Genomic DNA, 19853 nt, shown 5'->3' on the forward strand with positions numbered 1-19853 from the left:
AATTTGCCGCACAAAGATACTAAATTCGTACCGAGAAACCCAATAGAAAAGTAGGCAGAGTATGTTATAAAATTGTTCAATTTTACCTTAATTAACCCCCTTGCCTATTGCACATGTAGTTTATTATACTATAGATTTATCCTTTTTTACGTAGCGTATCGTTATTTTGTCTACATAAAAATTTTATATTTACCGCACAAATAGCTCATTACACATTGATAATGAATCAATTCAAATGTCTCACAACATAAAAATAAGCTACTTTATACTCTTTTATTAAGATTCAACAACCATATAAAAATGAAAAACCTTCTGTTCCAAAGCCTCATCACACTACTGTTCATGTGTCATTTTTGTGCATTATTTGCCCAAGAGAAGAACTACTTCGAACAAAAAGAATATCGAAACTATATTGCAGACAAGAATATTAAGACAGTGCAGTTTTTTCATCAAGGAGACGATCTAAGTATGCCTCTTTTACTACTTAATAGTAGTAAGAAATTACTCTTGTCATTTGATGATCTAAAGAACGACCCACGTAATTTCGCCTACAAAATCACTCAATGTGACTGGGATTGGAAACCTCTAGATAATATCTTCACAGACTATTTGGAAGGTATGGAGATGAACGAAATATATGATTATTATAATTCCGAAAACACACAAGTACCATACACACATTACAGACTCACTATACCAAATGAGGATGTACGCATTACCCAAACAGGAAACTACATCATACAATTCTATGATGCAGACCTAGCAGATGATATTGTTCTGTTCCAAAGGAGGTTTCAAGTTATAGCTCCAGTTCTTGATATCTCAGCTCAAGTAATCAATTCAAACCTTATTCGAGATGGAGGACGCAAACAAGAGGTAAATTTCAGTTTCAACTATGAGAAATTGAACGTCACAGATCCGAAAAATGAACTTCATGTAGTTGTAACCCAAAATGCAAGATGGGACCTTGCACGTGAAGTTGACTATACTTTTAGGGACGATGAAAACCTAAAATATCAAAATGACAAGAACCTATTCTTCTCGCCACTAAATGAATTTAGAGCTTTCACTATTCGAGATGAGAAGTCGGTAAACCTTCATGTAAACAACATGCAATATATCGCGCCATTCTATCATGCAACATTAGAGATGGATGGGATGAACAGAGGAAGTGTTTATCAGACCAATACTGATATTAATGGAGCCTATACCATTACTGCAGATAGAACCACCAATCCCAATACACAAGCAGACTATATATTTGTCCATTTTAATCTAGACGTTCCTGTAGACCTTGCAGATGGGATATATGTTTTTGGCGCACTCACCGATTGGGATACCACCAAAGAAAACATGATGTTCCGTGTAAAAGAGCATAGAGGGTATTTTGCTGATATTCTCTTAAAAGAAGGAATCTACAACTACGCTTATGGCTACAAAACAGCACAGGATAAAGATATCAACCTACAAATGTTCGAAGGCGATCACATCGAAACAGAGAATCAATATCAAATATGGGTTTTCTACTCTCCAATAGGATCAAGATATTCTCAGTTGGTTGGATTTACTTCTCTAAATAGCCGAAAGTAACTATAAGTATCACATAGGAGGCTATTCATAGAACAAAAGAACAATGCCTCCTCTCATTTTTAGTAATCTCACCTGCATTACACCTTATTGAATGGATAATATAGCATCCAAGGCGAGTCCAACAACCTTTCTATTTACGTCTCTATTTTTACCATCACAAAAACCTGGGTTAATTATAGGACAGAAGAGACGAGCCATTTACTTCAATCCCATATTTCCTCAAAAAAATCTGAAAGTACTACATTGAATAACCCAATACAAATTGCTGAGAATAGATCACAAAGAGACAAGAGGACTGTAAATTCGATGATCATATATCCAGTCCATGAATATCAAAAAAACATATAAAGGTCCGACAATAGCATAGGTGCTTCTGATATCAAATTGTCCTCAACAGCCCCAAATAAAATTAAAAAGTAAACACCTATCATTCACACAGAAATCTAACCCAAACTTAAAATATGACACAACAACTATATAAACACAAATTATTTGCCAACAACAATAGCCTAATACTATCTTAAATAGCTCTATATATCTCGACAAACAAATCTATTAAACCTTCGTCCACAGCTCGTTATCAGCACAAATTCATAACACTGATAATATGACATTTAATAGATCAATATCATCCAAACACGACTATCGGATTAACAGAAGTCTAATCGATACTCCATCAATACAAATGTTAAATAATATATATTTAAATCAACTTATATATATATTACATAATATAGCACTACAATATTTTAACTATTTTTACAATGAAAAAACTTATATTTTCACTTATTGTTTTAGTAGGAGGTATGATGTCGTGCCAACAAGAAGCGATAGAACCAACAAGACAAGCAGTAGATGCAAGTGCTTTTGAAATCTTGCCTACTATTTCACAAGGCGAAGCACAATCAAAATTCGCTAAGATTCTTTCAAAGGCAGTCTATAACGACGAAACTGTTCGAGGCTTTATTCAAAGAGAATCACTAAAACAGTTCGATAATGACTATGATATTCTTTATGGGAAAGTAAAAGAATCAATAAGTCAAAGAAGAACTCACTTTCAAACAAGCTCTTGATGTATATGCAGAGGATGCAAACACATTGGATCAAATTGAAAAAATGCTCCGCTTATTAACATTCTACTTCCAAATCTTGAAATTGCAGGTGGAATGAGTGCAGAGAAATGGGATATTTCAAATAACCGCATTGTTATCGTATCAGAAGCTGGAAACACTGAAAACACCGTTTATGGTAATGGGGAAGAAGTTTACTACATTGGAGGAAATGAGATCCCAAGATTTCCATTACTTGTAGTCAAGAACAATGAAAGAATGGTTCTAAAGACTCCTGCTACAAAATCTGCCGAAGCAAAATACGAATTTGCAAAAAATTCATACAATCCTAATTATAACAATTCGAAATCTACGAAATGGTCTGAATGGAGAGAACAGAATGTTTCAAGAGGAGTAGACACTTTAGATTATCTTTCAGGAAAACGTATACACTCTAGATTGATTGAAGCATATAAAAGATCTATTTGATATTATTACAGTTTCTAACGATAGAATAATTCCAACATGGTTTAATCATAGTGAAAACAATTATCAAATGAGGACGAAAGATAAGAACCGAATTACATCAAAATCGTTTAGTCCAAACGGGAAATATGGAATATGGCTTTTTGAATGGGATATTGCAAAAGAATCAACAACAGTAGCTTGGGTATTAATTGAGCAAGATTATAACAATAACAAATTTGAGACTGAAGTTCAAACAACATTTACTTGCCAAACAACTTGGGATTTTAAAGCTGGAATTTCGGCTAAAGTCAAAGAGCTAGCTTTTAATCTTTCAGGAGGTTATAATAACAATTATGGTTCTGCGATTAAAACAAAAACAAAAATATCGATTAAAGAGTCAGATGGCGTAATTGCAAAAGGAGATATGAAATACCATCATCCACTGATTACAAAAAAAAGACCAGTTGTTGAGAATCACTATCCAGTAGAACCTGTTTTCAATGGGAATACAACGTTTATGATAATTCAACCTGACTTAAGAAACTAAAAACATGACAAAATATTACATTTTACTTCTTTCTATATTTTTCTCATGTAAAAAAGAAGATCTAACAACTGCAAAGGAAGACCTCCCCATGGAAATGAGAGGTCTTTATAAACTGATTGAAGCTAAAACAGAAGAAACAAGTCATAATTCAATTGACATCAACAATGACGGTATTGAATCAGTTGATATTCTTGGACAGATTACGAACAGTTACTGCACGATTAATATCAATAAACCCGCATTATTTTCAGTTGTCACATCAAATACTATATTTCTAAAATTTCCGAGATCGAGTAAATACAGTTCAGCAAAAAGTACTTGTTTTACCAGAGACCTTACATGGAGATATACGGCACAAAGATATGTACTTAATAGAAATATAACTTTAGATCTTGACAATGTAAATTACAATGATGGTTCATGGAGCAAAGTTAAGTATAAAGATGGAGTAATTTCAGCTAAATATCAAGCTGACTTCTATGACTTTAAGGAAGATCGATTTACAAATCTTATAGTCAATGTTAAACTAAAGAAACTAACTTACGATCAAAACAAAGCCTCTATGGTTGCTAAAAACACGCCCATAATCTACTCTAAGGATTACCCTAAGAAATAATTCATACAACCTTGTAGCTCCAGGTAGAGCTACAAGGTTATTTTATTAATTACATAATACAAAACGATTATATCTAATTTATGAAACAGCTCCTATTTATCATCCTTACTGTGGTATGCTTATGCTGCAAACAGAGGAGAAAAGGGGGATATATTTTTCTTACCATCCCACTTCTCCTCATTTAAATATCACTGAAACAATATAGCAAAAATTGAAAAAGAGTCGCTTAAACCAGAAAATCATGAAAGCTGAGGTGATTTAGCTTATAACACATCACTGTGTCTAATAAGCCTAGGTAAGATTGAAGAAAAACTACTTTGAGCACAAAAAACATAAACTAATTACATTAAAACACTTATGGCAAAATATTTCATTCTACTTCTTCTGATATTAAACTCATGCAAAAATGAAGATCTAACAACAGCAACTGAAGATCTTCCTATGGAAATGAGAGGTGTTTATAAACTGATTGAGGCAAAATCGAATAACATGAACACATTTGATATCAACAATGATGGTATTGAGTCCAATGATATTCTGGGACAAATGATGAATAGCGAAGAGGATGGACTAATAAATCCCAATATTAATAACGCAAGTCTATTCACAATCGTAACTCCCAATACACTTTTCATTAAATTCCCGAGATCACGAATTTATGGGGTTGCATCAAGTAAAACATTTTCGAGAAATGTTTTATGGCGATATAATGCCAAGAAATATGTACTATACGACAAAATAATTTTAGATCTTGACAACTTAAACTACAACGATGGATATTGGTATAATATAAAGTATAATAATAGTATTATGTCAGCAGAATACCAAGCAAATTTCTATGACTTTAAAAACAAGAGATTTACACTACTCAACCTATATGTCAAGTTTAAGAAAGTCTCAACTGACATTGATAAAGAGGCATATAAAGTTGCTAAAAACACGCCCATAATCTACTCTAAGGATTATCCTAAGAAATAATTCATACAAAACGATTATATCTAATTTATGAAACAGCTCCTATTTATTATCCTTGCTGTGGTATCCTTCAGTTGCAAACAAACAGATCGCCTTAAACCTCTAGCCAGCGAGACGTTAGTGATCTATATGGCAGCGAATAATGACCTAAAAGGCAATGCACTGTTAAATGTATATGATATGGTTGAAGGAATAAAGAAGGATCAAAAGGTAATCGTTTTTATGGACAAGGGAGATAAAAACTCCTATTTGATGGAGATAAACAAGAAGAATGGCACGGCTATCCACCGACAAGTGGTCAAGCAATACCCTGATCAAAACGCTGCAGATAGCCGTACCCTCCATCAAATACTAAAAGAGGTGATCGATAGATATCCATCCCAGCAGTATGGATTGATCTTATGGTCACATGGCACATCATGGTTTCCTGCTCCGAAACCCAAAACCAAATCATTTGGTGTAGACAAGCAATCTACGATGGAGATCCATGACCTGGCAACGGCATTGCCAACCAAATTTAAATATATTCTTTTCGATGCCTGTTTGATGGGAGGTGTAGAGGTGGCTTCAGAACTACAAAACTCCACCGATTATCTTATTGCATCTCCAACGGATATATTAACCACAGGAATGCCCTACAAAAAGATACTGCCGATCCTTCTCAATACACAACCTACTGTTGAAGAACGACTAAAAGAGGTGTGTAAAACCTATATCGATCATTACAAACAAAAAGAACGGAAGATGCAATCGGCAAGCATTGCTCTGTACAATCTTAATCATATCCCTTCTGTTCAACTCGCCATGCAAAAAGTTGTTGCCAACCATCCAAACACGAAAGTCAACGCAACAAATGTTCAGAAACTACACAAACAAGCCGACTGCTTTGATCTAATAGATATGATAAAGAAAAACTTTGGCACAAAAGCAGCGCGTCAAATGAAAATATCTCTATCTTCTTTTATTATCTATCAAGACCATACCGAGAAATTCCAAGAAATCCTACCACTCCAAAACACCCATGGCATCAACTGTTATATTCCTGTTGATCCTAATACCTACTACCCTGAATTCTACACCAATCTTCAGTGGAACAAAATAACTCAATATCATACAGTGATCTTTTAACCTCCTAAACGACTTGGAATTTCAACACGCACTGAAGGTGCTACAAGAAATGGCCTAGTACAAGGCGCTAGCTATAGATGAAAAAGGGTAATAAGCAGGCAGTAGGTCTGATGCTCATCTATCCATACCAAATGAAATAAAGATCGTATTCACATTAAGACAAAAAAAAGGAAAGAAGTATCCATCGAAGGTCCCTCTTTCCTCAAACTGTATTTAATGATAAATTACTCTATGTTTTTATAGCTTTGTAATTACACAATCACCACTCTGATGACCTTTAGGCAGTTGAACTGTGACCTTCTGTTTATTGAAGTGCTTTCCAGAAAACTCTCCATCCAAAACAACGGATATTTCATCTTTATTTTTATCCATCGTTGGATCTGTCAACGATAAAAACAACTCTCCTGCTTTTGCATATAACAACACCACCGCTTGATCGGAAACACTTATTTCAAGTGTAGCACTCTTTAGTACTGCATCTTTTGTATAGAATGCAGCACCTAAAGCTGTATGATGAGCATCCTGTGCTGCCTGTAATGATGTCGTATTTGAAATAACTTCTACCACTTGCTTTGAAAAAGCATCTTTACCTGTCTTTTCTCCAGCATAAACCAAGTAGCCATAAGTTCCATCCTTTACCTCTTTACCATGATCAATAACCAAATGGAAGATATCTGCTTTTGTTGGAAGATTCTGCTTTTTCTTATTGGTTGCATTAATCTTTTTCCACGCTGTAGCTCTAGAACCACAATCCAAACGAACCTCTCCTGTTGTTTGATCGCCAATCACCTTATAAGCAAATCCATCTACCTGTTCACTTACAAAAGACTCTCCCTTATTGCTTTTCCAATTATATTTAAAAGAACCGTTACTCACTTTAGAGGATGCACTTGTATTAACAGAACCAACAGTAAAAAAACTTGCTTTATTCTTCCATGATGTTTGATCGATCGTAGTCCATATATTTCCGTCTAAAGAGCTATTTTGATTCTCTATTCCACTACCCAAGGCTAACATATAGTCTCCAAACATAAAGTACGACTTCTTTGCCACTACATCATATAGGGTTGGGTTGTTACTATCTTTAAAATTCTTCTCACCTCTCTTCTTCGCATTCATATACTCTAAATCATAGCCAGCGAATGCAGCTCCTGAATGGTCCGTAGCAGCCCCTGCAAAGTTCTTATGACTTATGTAGCCACTCCAGTTGGTAATAGGATGCAAAGCAGACATACCTTGTCGTGCTGTCGTTCCAGGAATAGAACTCATATCCCATGCTCCCATAGCTTGCGTATATTCATCTCCTTTTTTCCATAGAACAGTAGATCCAACATCTGTAAAGAAGTTGTATGCATCAGCCATATTGGGAGCCGATTCTGTACCATCAGATCTCACAGAAGACATGTTTACAAAAATATAGTAATCCTTATTCTTCTTAATTAAGTCATCATTGTTGTAGAACCACCTTACACCTTGATAAGTCCCATCTTTTGGTAATGTAGCAACCATACTCTTTTTCGTTGCATGAGAAGCAAAAGACTCTAACTCTTTAATCTCACTCTTACTAAAAGAGCTTCTCCAGCTTCTTAACAAAGTGCTTGCGATCTTTTGAGACTTAATCACCTGTTTCTTATCTCCAAAATATTGCATACCTCCACGACCCAATCCATAAGGGTAGAAACCACGACAGTAATACCATGAACTACCTCTTAGATAGTTAAAGATCGCATCCTTACCCTTCTCACTAAGTGATTGTTCCCATGGAGTCTTTTGAAAGCGATAAAGTAGCTCTAAAGCTGCCAATGTACCATCAATTGGATACCCCCATACAATACTTTGTCGTCCATGGCCCCATCCTGCACCATCGGCAGTAAAACCTTCTATCCAAAAGTCTGTATCAATAGTGTTTTGAGCTACCACACTTAGTGCTTTTCCAGACACTTCGGCAAGAACATCAATCATTGCTGCCGAACTCATTGCTGCAGCTGTAGGCAGAAGAGCTCTATAGCCAAGGGCATTACCACCAACCCACCATACATGGCCACGAAAACGAGCAACACTCACTACATTATTATCTGTTTCATCATTTCGATATGGTTGTGTCCATGATTGGAAACTCAACTCTTTCAACATTTTATTTACTGCCACCAAGGTTTTACTCTTCTCTTTCCCTTTTTCTACAGCATTCATCTGGTCGATAAGAACGAAATAGGTGTTTACAGCAGCAACAGGAATAGCAAAGCAACTGGCGTGGAAACGACCTGTAGAGATAGTACCTCTTTCTCTTTCGATTCCTCCATAAAACAATATTGCACTATATAATTTTGGATATATCTTTTTAAGATCTCTCTTACTAAACTCATTAGAACGTACTCCTTCAGAGATCTTCCAAATCATTCCAAAGGCTTTTGCATTCAACGTTCCAACTTTGGATTGTTTCTTTTGCGATGGAATCAAATAACTCTTTTCTGATATAATTTTATCTTCTAATTTCTTTAAACTTGCAAAATGTCCATCTTTTTGAAGATCTTCAAGACACTTCTCTAAAGGTGCAATTCTTTTTAATTGATAACCTTTGTAAACATGTGTTGTATAGAAATCTCTAAAATGTTGAACACCTTTCTCTTTTTTGTTTGAAGTCTGTCCAAAAACTATAGCACTACATAATAAGAATAGTAATACTAAAATCAGTTGAATCTTTTTCATGATTAAATCTGGGATATTAGTTATATTCCAAATATGCTCTTTTAAATTCACAAACAAGGGAAGTATAATTCAAATCGAATATTGAACGATCGTTACCCAACACCTCAACAAATAACACACAGAAAATTGCATATCAACAACTTAAGATATCCCAAATAGAACAATTCTATTAATATTTTCATTATTAAACCTTTTCATCACACAAAAATTTACTAGATAATAACTACTCCATCTCACCTTCATATACTTTAATTCAACCATCTATCAATAAAAATCCCAACAATTAGGGATAGTTTACTCTTTTATTATATCCTTTCTTTGTAATCAAACAAAAATTTGATGGTATGAGTTATCCAGACATTGTCTATATTGAATTAGATGGAAGAGGTGAGAATGAAAGTTTTATCAACTGTGTTTTGAACACTGTTAATAACCTTAGCGAAGCAGAAGGAATACACATTGTCAAAGATTTTGAACCATTTCCAGTCTATGATATAATGCAAAAAAGGGGCTATGGAAAATACACAGAACAACGTGAACATGAAGAGTTTCATGTATGGTTCTATCCTCTCACAAACAATAAGATGAAACCCTATCTGAATATAGATATGGAAAAGGTCGCTAAGATACATGAGTTAAAACAGAGAGTATTTCACCATGAACTTAACCACCAAGAGGCAAAGGAGTTGGTCAATAAAACCTTCGACTATATTACTCCTGAAGAGTTTGCTTATACAGAACAAAATATGATTCACTTTGGCATCTCAGATGAGAAGATGACAAATGAAATGGATGATATCATTGATATTTTTAAAGATGTACTACAAACCACCAGTACAACTCTTCCCAAAGGACATCCTATCCAAACTTATATCAATGAGGCGAAAGCTTTGAATGACTTAGTGGATAGTATTGAACAAAAACTAACCTCCAAGTTTATAAAAAACGAATGGCTGATATGTTATGAGAAACTACTTCAAATCAACATTCACTTCAGTCGAAAACAGAATCAACTCTTTTCGACTCTTGAAACCAAAGGATTTGATCGACCATCAAAGATTATGTGGACATTTGATAACAACGTAAGGGATATCATAAAAGAATCCTATATACTTTTAAAAGAGGGCAAAGATCAAGAGTTCATTAAGAAACAGCCAGATGTCATTGAGTTGGTAAGAGATATTTTACAAAAAGAACAAGACATTCTATTTCCTACTGCCTTAAAACTTATTAATGAAGACGAATTCATCAAGATGAGAATAAGTGATGATGAAATTGGTTACTGTTTAATATCTCCTCCTCCATCATTTGGACTGCCCACACCAGATATAAATCAAGCAGCCCCTAGTGAATTTATGTCTGATTTAGTCAAAATACTAAATAAACACGGTATGTCCACTACATCAGAAGAGTCCAACAAAGAGATGGATGTAAGTATGGGTAAGCTAACATTAAATCAGATAAACCTAATTTTCAAACACTTACCCATTGATCTCTCTTATGTCGATGAAAATGATATTGTAAAATTCTATAGCGACACCAAACATCGTGTCTTTCCAAGAAGCGCTGGGGTAATTGGTCGTGAAGTACAGAACTGTCACCCAAGAGAGAGTGTAGAAACCGTTGAAGAGATTATCAAAGCTTTTCGAGCTGGAACACAGAACCAGGCAGAGTTTTGGCTACAGATGGGTGAAAAGTTTATCTATATTATCTACAATGCAGTAAGAGATGAAGACGGTAAATTTAGAGGAGTACTTGAGATGATGCAAGATGCTACGCACATCCGAAGTTTACAAGGATCTCAAAAACTATTGTCTTGGAATAACCAACCAAGTACTGAAGAGAAACCACTTACAAAGGATCAACAGATACATAAAGATATGATCATCGCTCCTTTACTCAAACAACATCCATTTTTAAAGGAGTACCTCATTTCACTAAGCAATAAATACCAAAAACTCAATAATCCTGTAGTGTTCAACACCATGGGAAATATTGCCACATTAGAGATGATTGCATCTAGAGGAGGATTCAAAACCGATGTGCTTATAGAAAAGCTACAAAACAAGATTAACGAAACCCTATAAGCAAACACCAATTCTATTTTGAAACAATTAATCTTTTGTTTCAAAATAGAATTAACATAAGACAATGAGATAATGTACATCCCTTATCATTAAATACTTGTTTTGTATATAAATATCGCATCTCTATCAAGAACTCTCACCACTAACTATGTTGGAGAATGATAAAAGTTATCGGACACAAAAAGTTCTTTTTCATTCGATACCAATAGAGTTAATCCTTGAAGATATCTGCTATAATTAACCCAATAGCAGTGAAACACGATTCCATAAATCACATTTGATATTATCAAATCGACAACAGATCTTGACCTGACAGGGGATACAAAGCCCCTTTCCCCTGCCTTTCCCCTGCAATGATTCGAGAACGCTTCGGGAATGCTTCGAGAATGGTCCATCGATTTGGTTAAAATGATGGACTATTCTCGAATAATATATGGACATTTTCCATGTGAATGCAGGGGAAAGGCATACTAAAGGCAGGGGAAAGGGGCTTTGAAGTCAAACTAGTCTATCGTGGATCTAGAATACCCATTAGATTAATCTCAAATATATTTTATTTACGAGACAATGAAGCTACTCCATTCTTCTCCTATTCTCTCCTAGTTTAAATGATGACAACCTATTTTGGACCATATCATAACAGTTAAATCTAAAATGAGCGATATGCCTGTGCTCTATATTGTTTATTCTTCGTTAAAGAATATCACCGTAGGGAAAGCGATGCTTCCATTTTTGGGCCTTGCCTAAACAGAATGTATCCGCAAGTTTTTATAGCTCATCCCATCATTCAGTTGATATAAGTTCTTAGTAAGTTAAAGTTTTACGTTATCCACATAATTATTCATATTTTTATATCGAATATCAACAATTCATAAGCACCATAATAATATGAAACGTAGCTACATCATAAATCTTTTGATGATACTCATTATATGTATCACCTTTACCACCCATAGTACCGCACAAGATGGGACGGGAGGACATCCTCTCAACACATCATGGAAACAGATTGATACCAAAGCGGTCAAAGTGATCTATCCTGAAGAGATCGAAGCACAGGCACAAAAAGTAGCAAACTACATCAACTACCTTTACGATCAGCAATACTTTACGGTTGGGACAAGAAGAAATAAAGTTCATCTGATCCTCCAAAACAACCAAACCCAATCCAATGGATATGTAGGGCTTGCTCCTTTTCGTAGTGAGTTTTACTTAACCCCGCCTCAAGACAAAAACAGCTTAGGAGACATCGATTGGGCCACTCTGCTTTCCATTCACGAATATAGACACGTACTACAATATAGTAATATTGAAAACAAGTTGGGTATATTAGCCTACATCATCGCAGGAGAGAATGGGGTAAGCAATATGGCATACTATCTTGTTCCCAATTGGTATTTCGAAGGAGATGCTGTATTGAGCGAAACGGTATTAACCGATCAAGGACGTGGCTATATTCCAAGCTTCTTCAATGAACAGAAAGCATTGGCACTTGCAGGAAAAAACTACAACTACCAGAAAGCGCGAAATGGTTCATATAAGGACATGGTGCCAAACCACTACAAGTTAGGATATAACATGATTCGCAAGGGACGTGAATTGGCGCAAGATGGTGAAGTATGGAAGAATGTAATGAGCAGTACCATGGGGCTTTATGGTCTTATCTACCCTTTCTCAAGTAGTACCAAACGCTACACTTCATTGAAGACGCCTGCGCTATATAAAACAGTGCAAAACGAGATGTATTCCAAATGGATGAAAGGGTGGAATGAAAATACATTCACTCCTTCGACGAGTGTTTTGAATACCAAAGAGAGATTCGTTACAAACTACGAAAACATTCTAGTTCGAAACAATAAGGTATATGCTTTAAGATCATCATATGCAGAGACCCCATCTATTGTTTCCATCTCGAATAACGAAAGCACACACATTAAAGGCGTAGCAAACATTAGTAGTAACCAATTTGATGTACACAAAAATCGTATTGTATGGAGTGAAACATCCATCGATCCATTCTACAGTAATCGCACTTACAGTATCATCAAAACATTTGACACCCAAGATCTATCCATCAAATCATTAACAAAAAAGACAAAATACTTTTCCCCCTCCTTCTCTCCGAATGGGAAATATATCGCAGTAAGTTCTTTCTCTCCAACACAAGAGTCAACTATTGCGATACTAAGTAGTTCCACAGGCTTAGTTCAAAAAGAGATCAACCCATATATGGGAGCACCCGTAAGTTATCCCAAATGGAGTGTAGACGGAAATAGTATTATATATATATCGAATTATGCCAACCAATTAGCCATTATTAAGCAAGATGTAAATAGTGAAAAGACGACACTACTCACTCCTCTTTCCAACCATATCATCTCACAGCTTGATGTGGACGATAAAGAGGTTATCTTCTCAGCTAGTTACAATGGGACAGATAATCTATATAGTGTTCCTTTAGACGGAAGTAAGAACATTGTTCAAAAAACGACAACTAAAGTGGGAGCGTATAGTCCTGCAATAGATCGTAATAGACATCGGATATATTACAACGAGTTCACGCATATGGGAACCAAAGCAGTCTATTGTGATGACAACCAAGTTGTCGCATCCAATATCAAAGTCGGGAGTCTTAAGGATGTAGCTATGTTCCCTATCACCAAAGGAAAAAACGAGCATAATATTCTACCTGACAGTATTGGAAATAAGGAACGATACCCCAACCGATCGTATAATGGGTTAGGGCGCGATCTATCCCTACACACATGGGGATATATCAATGTAAACGACGCATACAGCCTGGGCATTGAGGTGTCAGATTTCCTAAACAATCTATCTTTCAAAACCTCTTATGGTAGAGATTTTTCATTGAATAGAAACAACCTACACCTTAACTCCGTTTACGGAGCACTGCCAGTGAAATTAGGTTTGACATACGACAAATATCTCTACGATAAAGAGACATCGCAAGGAGACATTGAAATTGAAAAACAAAATATCACTCTTGATCAAACATTAAATAAAGATCAAGATAGCTATATGGTGAATCTTTTTGTACCCGTTCGCTGGTATGGCAGCTCTTTTCAACACTTGGCTCAAATAGGAACAAACTTCGGTTATAATAAACTTAATGAAAAACTAGATATTACATCAGTCAGATTTAGAGAACCTTTATTTCAAAAAACAATACAAAAAGAGACAACAAATAGTTTGGAACTGCAGTTGCGTGGAATGCACAATATGGCTCAGATGAACCTCATTCCAAAATGGGGCTATCATGCATATCTAGGGTATACACAGACCAATGCTGAAATTACCCTATCAACCAGTATAAAAAATGACTACGATCCACATAAAGTGGGAGGAAATCAATGGAATATACTTCTTAGAGGATATGCTCCAGGACTCTTTCCAAACCACGGTTTAGAGGTAACCTTTACTTCGATGGAAAACAGCAGCAACGAACTTAGAACCCTTAGTCCAATCTATCAAACACCAAGAGGGTATAACTACTATAATGTGTCATACACAAAAGACAATCAGGTTTATCAAATCTATCAAACAGAAGGACAAAGTATTCAATGCAACTATCGTTTCCCAATCTGTTATCCTGATTGGGGATTTGGAGGTATTGCATATTTAAAAAGAGTGAGAGCCAATATATTCTATGATGCGGAGAAATTTGACACATACAATACGGAGACAAAAGCAATCAATAAGATAAATAGATCTTCCACAGGTATTGAAATATCTTTGGACACCCAATGGATCAATACCAAGCCAGTAGAGATAGGATGGCAATGCACTTATGCACCTGACGACATATTACGAATAGAAAAATCTCCTTGGAGATATCGTTTCTTTACTTCATTCAGTTTTTAACTATCTCGATATAATAGAGCAGTAGAGGAGTCACTTAAATGGCTCCTCTGTTTATTTCTAGCCTTTGGTGTGATATTTTCAGTACAGATACGATACTGTCACACCAAAATCTAGAAGAGAGAACAATACACACATATATTAACTATTGTTACTACAAGTGTAATTTTAAGACCAACATATAGACCTATAGAATATAATACTAAACAGTTACACCAAACATGAGACAGAAAATAAATTTACTATTACTCTTTTTAGGACTACTACACACCACATATGCTCAGTTACCTGATGGTAACGGAGGACATCCAACAAGCGTTAAATGGAGGTCTATAAACACGAGGGCAGTTAAAGTCATATATCCAGAAGGGATGGATAGTACAGCACAAAATGTGACCAACACGATCAACTATATCTTTCAAAACCAGACGCAATCCATTGGATATAATCGAAGAAAGATAGATCTTGTACTTCAAACCAATCAGGTTCAATCCAATGGATATGTAGCGCTAGCCCCTTTTCGCAGTGAATTCTATCTAACACCACCTCAAGATCGAAACATGCTAGGTTCATTAGATTGGACAACCACCTTGTCCATTCACGAATACCGACACGCACTACAATACAGTAATATCAGTGAAAACATCGGGTTTATCTCTTATTTATTGGGTGGTGATACCAATTTAGCCGTGTTTGGGAACTTACTAGTACCAAACTGGTTCTTTGAAGGAGATGCGGTAATGAGCGAAACCATACTTTCTGGTCAAGGTCGTGGATATCTGCCTTCCTTCTACAACGAACAGAAAGCGCTTCTATTGAACGACATTGATTACAACTATCAAAAAGCCCGCAATGGTTCGTACAAAGACATGCTTCCGAATCACTACCCATTAGGCTATGCCATGGTAAGAGAAGGAAGGGAGATTACAGAAGTCGGAGATAGTTGGGCTGCTATTTTACGTAAAACAACGAGTCTTCATGGACTCATCTATCCATTCTCTAGCTCCACAAAGAAAGTTACGGGTCTCTCTACCTCTAAACTCTATCGAAAAGCATATAGTGATATGAAGAGAGAGTGGAAGAAGGAGTTAGCCCATAAAACTATATCTCCATCAGAGAATGTTCTTCGCAAAATGCCCAAAGCGGTTACCTCTTACCATAACATGATATTTAAGAACAACCAACTTTTTGCACTAAGAACATCCTATAACAAAACGCCACAGATTGTTGAGATATCCAAAGGAAAAGAGAGAAGATGTGTAAACATAAACCACCTCTCTAGCAAGCAGTTTGATTTTGATGGAAGGAATTTTATATGGTCGCAAGTAGATACCGATCCGAATTATCGCTACCGAAGTTATAGTAACCTTTACATCTATGACACCCAAAAGAGAAGAAGCCAAAGGCTAACAAAAAAGGCTAAGTATTTCTCGCCTTCCTTTTCACCTGATGGATCACAAATTATCGTAAGTGAATACGACGCGCTAGGCAAGAGTCAATTAGTTGTTCTAGATGCAAAAACAGGAAAGAAACTTAGCACACTGAAAACATACCAAGATGGTTTAGCTAGTTACCCAAAATGGGACAACCGAGGGAAAGGAGTGGTTTATATTTGTAGTTTCAATAACCAAATGGCACTGATACATCAAACGATCTCCACTGATAAGAAGGACCATACGTACACCCAATTAACGCCATCATCTAACCATTCTATTTCCAATTTTAATATTACACCCAATGACGTATACTTCTCAGCAAGCTACTCTGGAACAGACAATATCTACAAAGTAGGAGTCTCTGGCGATAGAAACATCACGCAAGTTACCAATGTGGAAGTGGGTGCATACGACCCAACTTACATCCCAGCCAACCAATTGGTCATTTATGGAGACTTCACTTTTAAAGGAACAAAACTAAAGCAGATAGATGCCTCATATGTTGCTAAATCTGCTGTTGAAGTCACAACCCTAAAAGAGGTATCTCTATTTCCTATTGTAAAAGGAGAACAAGAGGAGGTGATACTGGATGATATCCCAAATCGTAAATACAGTTCAGAACCATACAATAGAGTCTTTAACGGGATAAAGCTACACTCGTGGGGAGCTGTAAATGTAAACAACACAACAGGACTCGGGATACAAGCAGATAATATTCTCGGGGACCTTTCTATAGGAGTAAACTATCTTAATAACACCGTTACAGATGTCACCCAATACCAAGCAAAGATCCAATATGGAAAATATCCTGTAAAGATAGGTGTCACAGCCGGAAGAGAAAGTATCACTGAATCCAACAAGAAATGGGGCCCTGTTTTTAATGGGAAAAACCTAGATTCACTCCTGGCCCCAACTGTCGATCGTATTCGTTTACAGTTGTCTAAGCCCTTCCAAACAAATACAACTAATTATGGTATCTCGGCAAACCTACAACTCGGCATCGGAACATATAAATACAAAAAGATCACGCCTCCAATGATTTTTCCTCCCTCAACAGGAAAAATAAATGAAAATAATGAACTAAAAGAAGTCCTTTCAGAGGTCAAAGATCATGGGATAGAATACAAAGCGGACATCAACTTTGATGTGACTAGAAACATGGCAAGGATGAACCTACAACCGAAGTTCGGTACGAAAATTCATATGGGATACACTCTGGAGATGGACCAAAACCAAAAAGAGGTAGATCTAGTTGACGATGCGCAGTGGAATATGGAGACCACCCTTTATCTTCCAGGGCTTATGGCCAACGATGGGTTCTTTGTAAACGGTGCTTTTGGAAAAAATGACATGTCAAGATTCTATCAAGTGAAGACTTCCACCTTCTATGAAGCCCGTGGAATAAAGAATATATTTACCGACCAACGAATGTCATTGCAGACCAACTATCAACTCCCTATTTGTTATCCTGACTTTGGTATTGCTGGTATATTCTACATCAAAAGAGTCCGAGCAAACTTATTCTATGACCTCCAATTCACTCGTAATATCTCCTCTAAAAGCTCTTATTCGAGATATCACTCTGGAGGAATCGAACTACACTTAGATACCCAATGGCTTAATTCGATGCTTATACCTATCGGTGTTCGTTATGGAGGGCAAGAGTATAGAGATGGATATAGAGATATGTTCATCGAATTTGTATCAGGATTTAGCTTCTAGGCTTATCAAGATTATTGAATATCTTACATAGAACAAAGATTCTTAATCCCTATTGGAAGTACTACCTGTAGTTCTTTCAATAGGGAATTACCAATTAAATTATAGCATGGGCTATATCCTTATGTTTACATTGTTACTTGACATTAGAAGAGACCACAAGCCGATGGTGCAGAGCATTTGTAAATAATCTTTTGACATTAAACAAGAAGCTACTTAAGATCATGATAATAAATAGACAAGCAGCTACTTGACACCACTCAGTTCCCACTCTCCTTATACCCTCCTTCGACTATTGCTCACATAATAGACATACATTGATCATATATTGGTTATGCTATCTCCACAAAATATGTGAAGGAAAGATGAGGAGTATGTGACCAATATGTGAGCAATATATGAACAATAGAGGGGAGAAGGTCGAAGGAGCCTCGAAGGAGCTTAGTATATGGTAGGGAGCATGGTAGTTATCTCATTAGGATTCGATGCCATTATTATATCTCAGAAAGATCTCCTTGTCTATATGGAAAAAGAAACCTCGCTCCAATAAAATATGAAGCGAGGTGAAAATAATACGTAGAAATATATAATCAATCAAGCTGTTTCATCGATGAAGCTGAAACAGCACATCGAAACCCTAGATGTGGCATTCCACTATCAGGCGATGATTTCATTCGTGATGCCGAACGATAACCAGAACAATAACTATCATTACATAAGTAAGAACCACCTCGCTGTGCTTTTTTAGGCACTCCAGGCTCGTTGGGATCAAAAGATGCTTCTCGTGATACTCCTTTGGGGTTGTGCATGACTCCTTGGCCTTTGCAGGTTTGGTAATAATCATTTCGATACCAGTCGTTGGTCCACTCCCATACATTACCTGCCATATCGAGAAGGCCGAAACCGTTAGGAGGATATTGATCCACGGGAGAAGTATCGTAGAAGCCATCTTTCAGGTCGTTACGATAAGGGAATGCACCATCCCAAGAGTTGGCTTTAGGCATTCCTTCATTAATTCGTTGGTTTCCCCACGAGTAGATATAGTCTTCATGACCACCACGAGCGGCATATTCCCATTCGGCTTCGGTAATAAGACGTTTACCAGCCCACTTTGCATAGGCCATGGCATCAAACCATGAAACCTGTACTACAGGATGATTCTCTTTGCCTTTAATATCACTATTGGGACCTTGTGGATGTCTCCAGCTAGCACCACCTCGCCATGACCACCATATGGTTGCATCATTAAACGAAACAGGGTGGTTAGGAGGGGTAAAGACCAATGAGGCTGCGATCAATAGTGAATCAGCTGGTTTGGGGGTTCCAGGAGGAGCATATTGTTTTAGCTCTTCCCATGTTGGAGCCTTTTCGGCTGTAGTCACATACCCTGTAGCCTCCACAAAAGCTGCATATTCCGCGTTGGTTACTAGATGCTTATCTATATAATAGGCATCCAGTTTTACTTGGTGTGTAGGGTATTCATCAGCACGAGCAAATTTAATATCACGGGCTCCCATTGTATAGGTAACCTCAGGTATATATACCATCTGACTTATGTCTACTTTTTCACCTTCAGCATTAATGAATTTGTCTATCTTCTCATTTTGATTGGTATTCGTCATATTTGAGCCAAATCGATCAGGCTTCTTGGCA

The 19853-nt window shown here is 36.5% G+C and carries 12 protein-coding genes; 10 read left to right on the forward strand and 2 right to left on the reverse strand.

Annotated features, from left to right (window positions below; translation table 11 throughout):
* The first annotated feature begins 300 nt into the window (after nucleotides 1–300).
* The 7 genes from K5X82_09155 (at nucleotide 301) to K5X82_09185 (ending at nucleotide 6373) form a co-directional block, all read left to right on the forward strand.
* On the forward strand, nucleotides 301–1590 hold the full coding sequence (locus K5X82_09155) for a DUF5103 domain-containing protein (GenBank protein QZT39051.1): 1290 nt from the start codon (nucleotides 301–303) through the stop codon (nucleotides 1588–1590).
* Between the two features lie 764 nt (nucleotides 1591–2354).
* A complete protein-coding gene (locus K5X82_09160) occupies nucleotides 2355–2663 on the forward strand; it encodes a hypothetical protein (protein QZT39052.1) in 309 nt (102 codons plus the stop codon).
* A 93-nt stretch (nucleotides 2664–2756) separates the two neighbouring features.
* Nucleotides 2757–3128 carry a hypothetical protein gene (locus K5X82_09165; GenBank protein QZT39053.1) on the forward strand — a complete coding sequence of 124 codons (372 nt, stop codon included), beginning with the start codon at nucleotides 2757–2759 and terminating at the stop codon, nucleotides 3126–3128.
* A 67-nt stretch (nucleotides 3129–3195) separates the two neighbouring features.
* Nucleotides 3196–3654, forward strand: coding sequence for a hypothetical protein (locus K5X82_09170; protein QZT39054.1), 459 nt, complete (start codon nucleotides 3196–3198; stop codon nucleotides 3652–3654).
* 4 nt (nucleotides 3655–3658) lie between these two features.
* Nucleotides 3659–4270, forward strand: a complete 612-nt coding sequence (locus K5X82_09175) for a hypothetical protein (protein QZT39055.1) — start codon at nucleotides 3659–3661, stop codon at nucleotides 4268–4270.
* A gap of 357 nt (nucleotides 4271–4627) precedes the next feature.
* On the forward strand, nucleotides 4628–5248 hold the full coding sequence (locus tag K5X82_09180) for a hypothetical protein (protein ID QZT39056.1): 621 nt from the start codon (nucleotides 4628–4630) through the stop codon (nucleotides 5246–5248).
* A 27-nt stretch (nucleotides 5249–5275) separates the two neighbouring features.
* On the forward strand, nucleotides 5276–6373 hold the full coding sequence (locus K5X82_09185) for a hypothetical protein (protein QZT39057.1): 1098 nt from the start codon (nucleotides 5276–5278) through the stop codon (nucleotides 6371–6373).
* A gap of 237 nt (nucleotides 6374–6610) precedes the next feature.
* On the opposite strand, the gene K5X82_09190 is transcribed toward K5X82_09185, so the two are convergent.
* On the reverse strand, nucleotides 6611–9079 hold the full coding sequence (locus tag K5X82_09190; GenBank protein QZT39058.1) for a hypothetical protein: 2469 nt from the start codon (nucleotides 9077–9079) through the stop codon (nucleotides 6611–6613).
* Between the two features lie 344 nt (nucleotides 9080–9423).
* On the opposite strand from K5X82_09190, the gene K5X82_09195 reads away from it, so the two are divergent.
* The 3 genes from K5X82_09195 (at nucleotide 9424) to K5X82_09205 (ending at nucleotide 18203) form a co-directional block, all read left to right on the forward strand.
* On the forward strand, nucleotides 9424–11166 hold the full coding sequence (locus K5X82_09195; GenBank protein ID QZT35536.1) for a PAS domain-containing protein: 1743 nt from the start codon (nucleotides 9424–9426) through the stop codon (nucleotides 11164–11166).
* A gap of 888 nt (nucleotides 11167–12054) precedes the next feature.
* The gene (locus K5X82_09200) at nucleotides 12055–15048 is read left to right on the forward strand and encodes a hypothetical protein (GenBank protein ID QZT35537.1); all 2994 of its coding nucleotides are present in this window, start codon (nucleotides 12055–12057) and stop codon (nucleotides 15046–15048) included.
* Between the two features lie 218 nt (nucleotides 15049–15266).
* Nucleotides 15267–18203, forward strand: coding sequence for a hypothetical protein (locus K5X82_09205; GenBank protein ID QZT35538.1), 2937 nt, complete (start codon nucleotides 15267–15269; stop codon nucleotides 18201–18203).
* A 587-nt stretch (nucleotides 18204–18790) separates the two neighbouring features.
* On the opposite strand, the gene K5X82_09210 is transcribed toward K5X82_09205, so the two are convergent.
* Entirely contained in the window at nucleotides 18791–19822 is a 1032-nt protein-coding gene (locus K5X82_09210; GenBank protein ID QZT39107.1) for a formylglycine-generating enzyme family protein, read from the reverse strand.
* Nucleotides 19823–19853: the final 31 nt, after the last annotated feature.

The organism is Prolixibacteraceae bacterium, assembly GCA_019856515.1.
GTDB lineage: Bacteria > Bacteroidota > Bacteroidia > Bacteroidales > Prolixibacteraceae > Halosquirtibacter > Halosquirtibacter xylanolyticus.

Bases quoted from the DNA above. Each gene is read 5' to 3' on its own strand.
- K5X82_09160 (QZT39052.1), top strand. From the start codon at position 2,355: ATGAAAAAACTTATATTTTCACTTATTGTTTTAGTAGGAGGTATGATG.
- K5X82_09170 (QZT39054.1), top strand. From the start codon at position 3,196: ATGAGGACGAAAGATAAGAACCGAATTACATCAAAATCGTTTAGTCCA.
- K5X82_09210 (QZT39107.1), bottom strand. From the start codon at position 19,822: ATGACGAATACCAATCAAAATGAGAAGATAGACAAATTCATTAATGCT.
- K5X82_09155 (QZT39051.1), top strand. From the start codon at position 301: ATGAAAAACCTTCTGTTCCAAAGCCTCATCACACTACTGTTCATGTGT.
- K5X82_09195 (QZT35536.1), top strand. From the start codon at position 9,424: ATGAGTTATCCAGACATTGTCTATATTGAATTAGATGGAAGAGGTGAG.
- K5X82_09185 (QZT39057.1), top strand. From the start codon at position 5,276: ATGAAACAGCTCCTATTTATTATCCTTGCTGTGGTATCCTTCAGTTGC.
- K5X82_09180 (QZT39056.1), top strand. From the start codon at position 4,628: ATGGCAAAATATTTCATTCTACTTCTTCTGATATTAAACTCATGCAAA.
- K5X82_09205 (QZT35538.1), top strand. From the start codon at position 15,267: ATGAGACAGAAAATAAATTTACTATTACTCTTTTTAGGACTACTACAC.
- K5X82_09175 (QZT39055.1), top strand. From the start codon at position 3,659: ATGACAAAATATTACATTTTACTTCTTTCTATATTTTTCTCATGTAAA.
- K5X82_09165 (QZT39053.1), top strand. From the start codon at position 2,757: ATGAGTGCAGAGAAATGGGATATTTCAAATAACCGCATTGTTATCGTA.
- K5X82_09200 (QZT35537.1), top strand. From the start codon at position 12,055: ATGAAACGTAGCTACATCATAAATCTTTTGATGATACTCATTATATGT.
- K5X82_09190 (QZT39058.1), bottom strand. From the start codon at position 9,079: ATGAAAAAGATTCAACTGATTTTAGTATTACTATTCTTATTATGTAGT.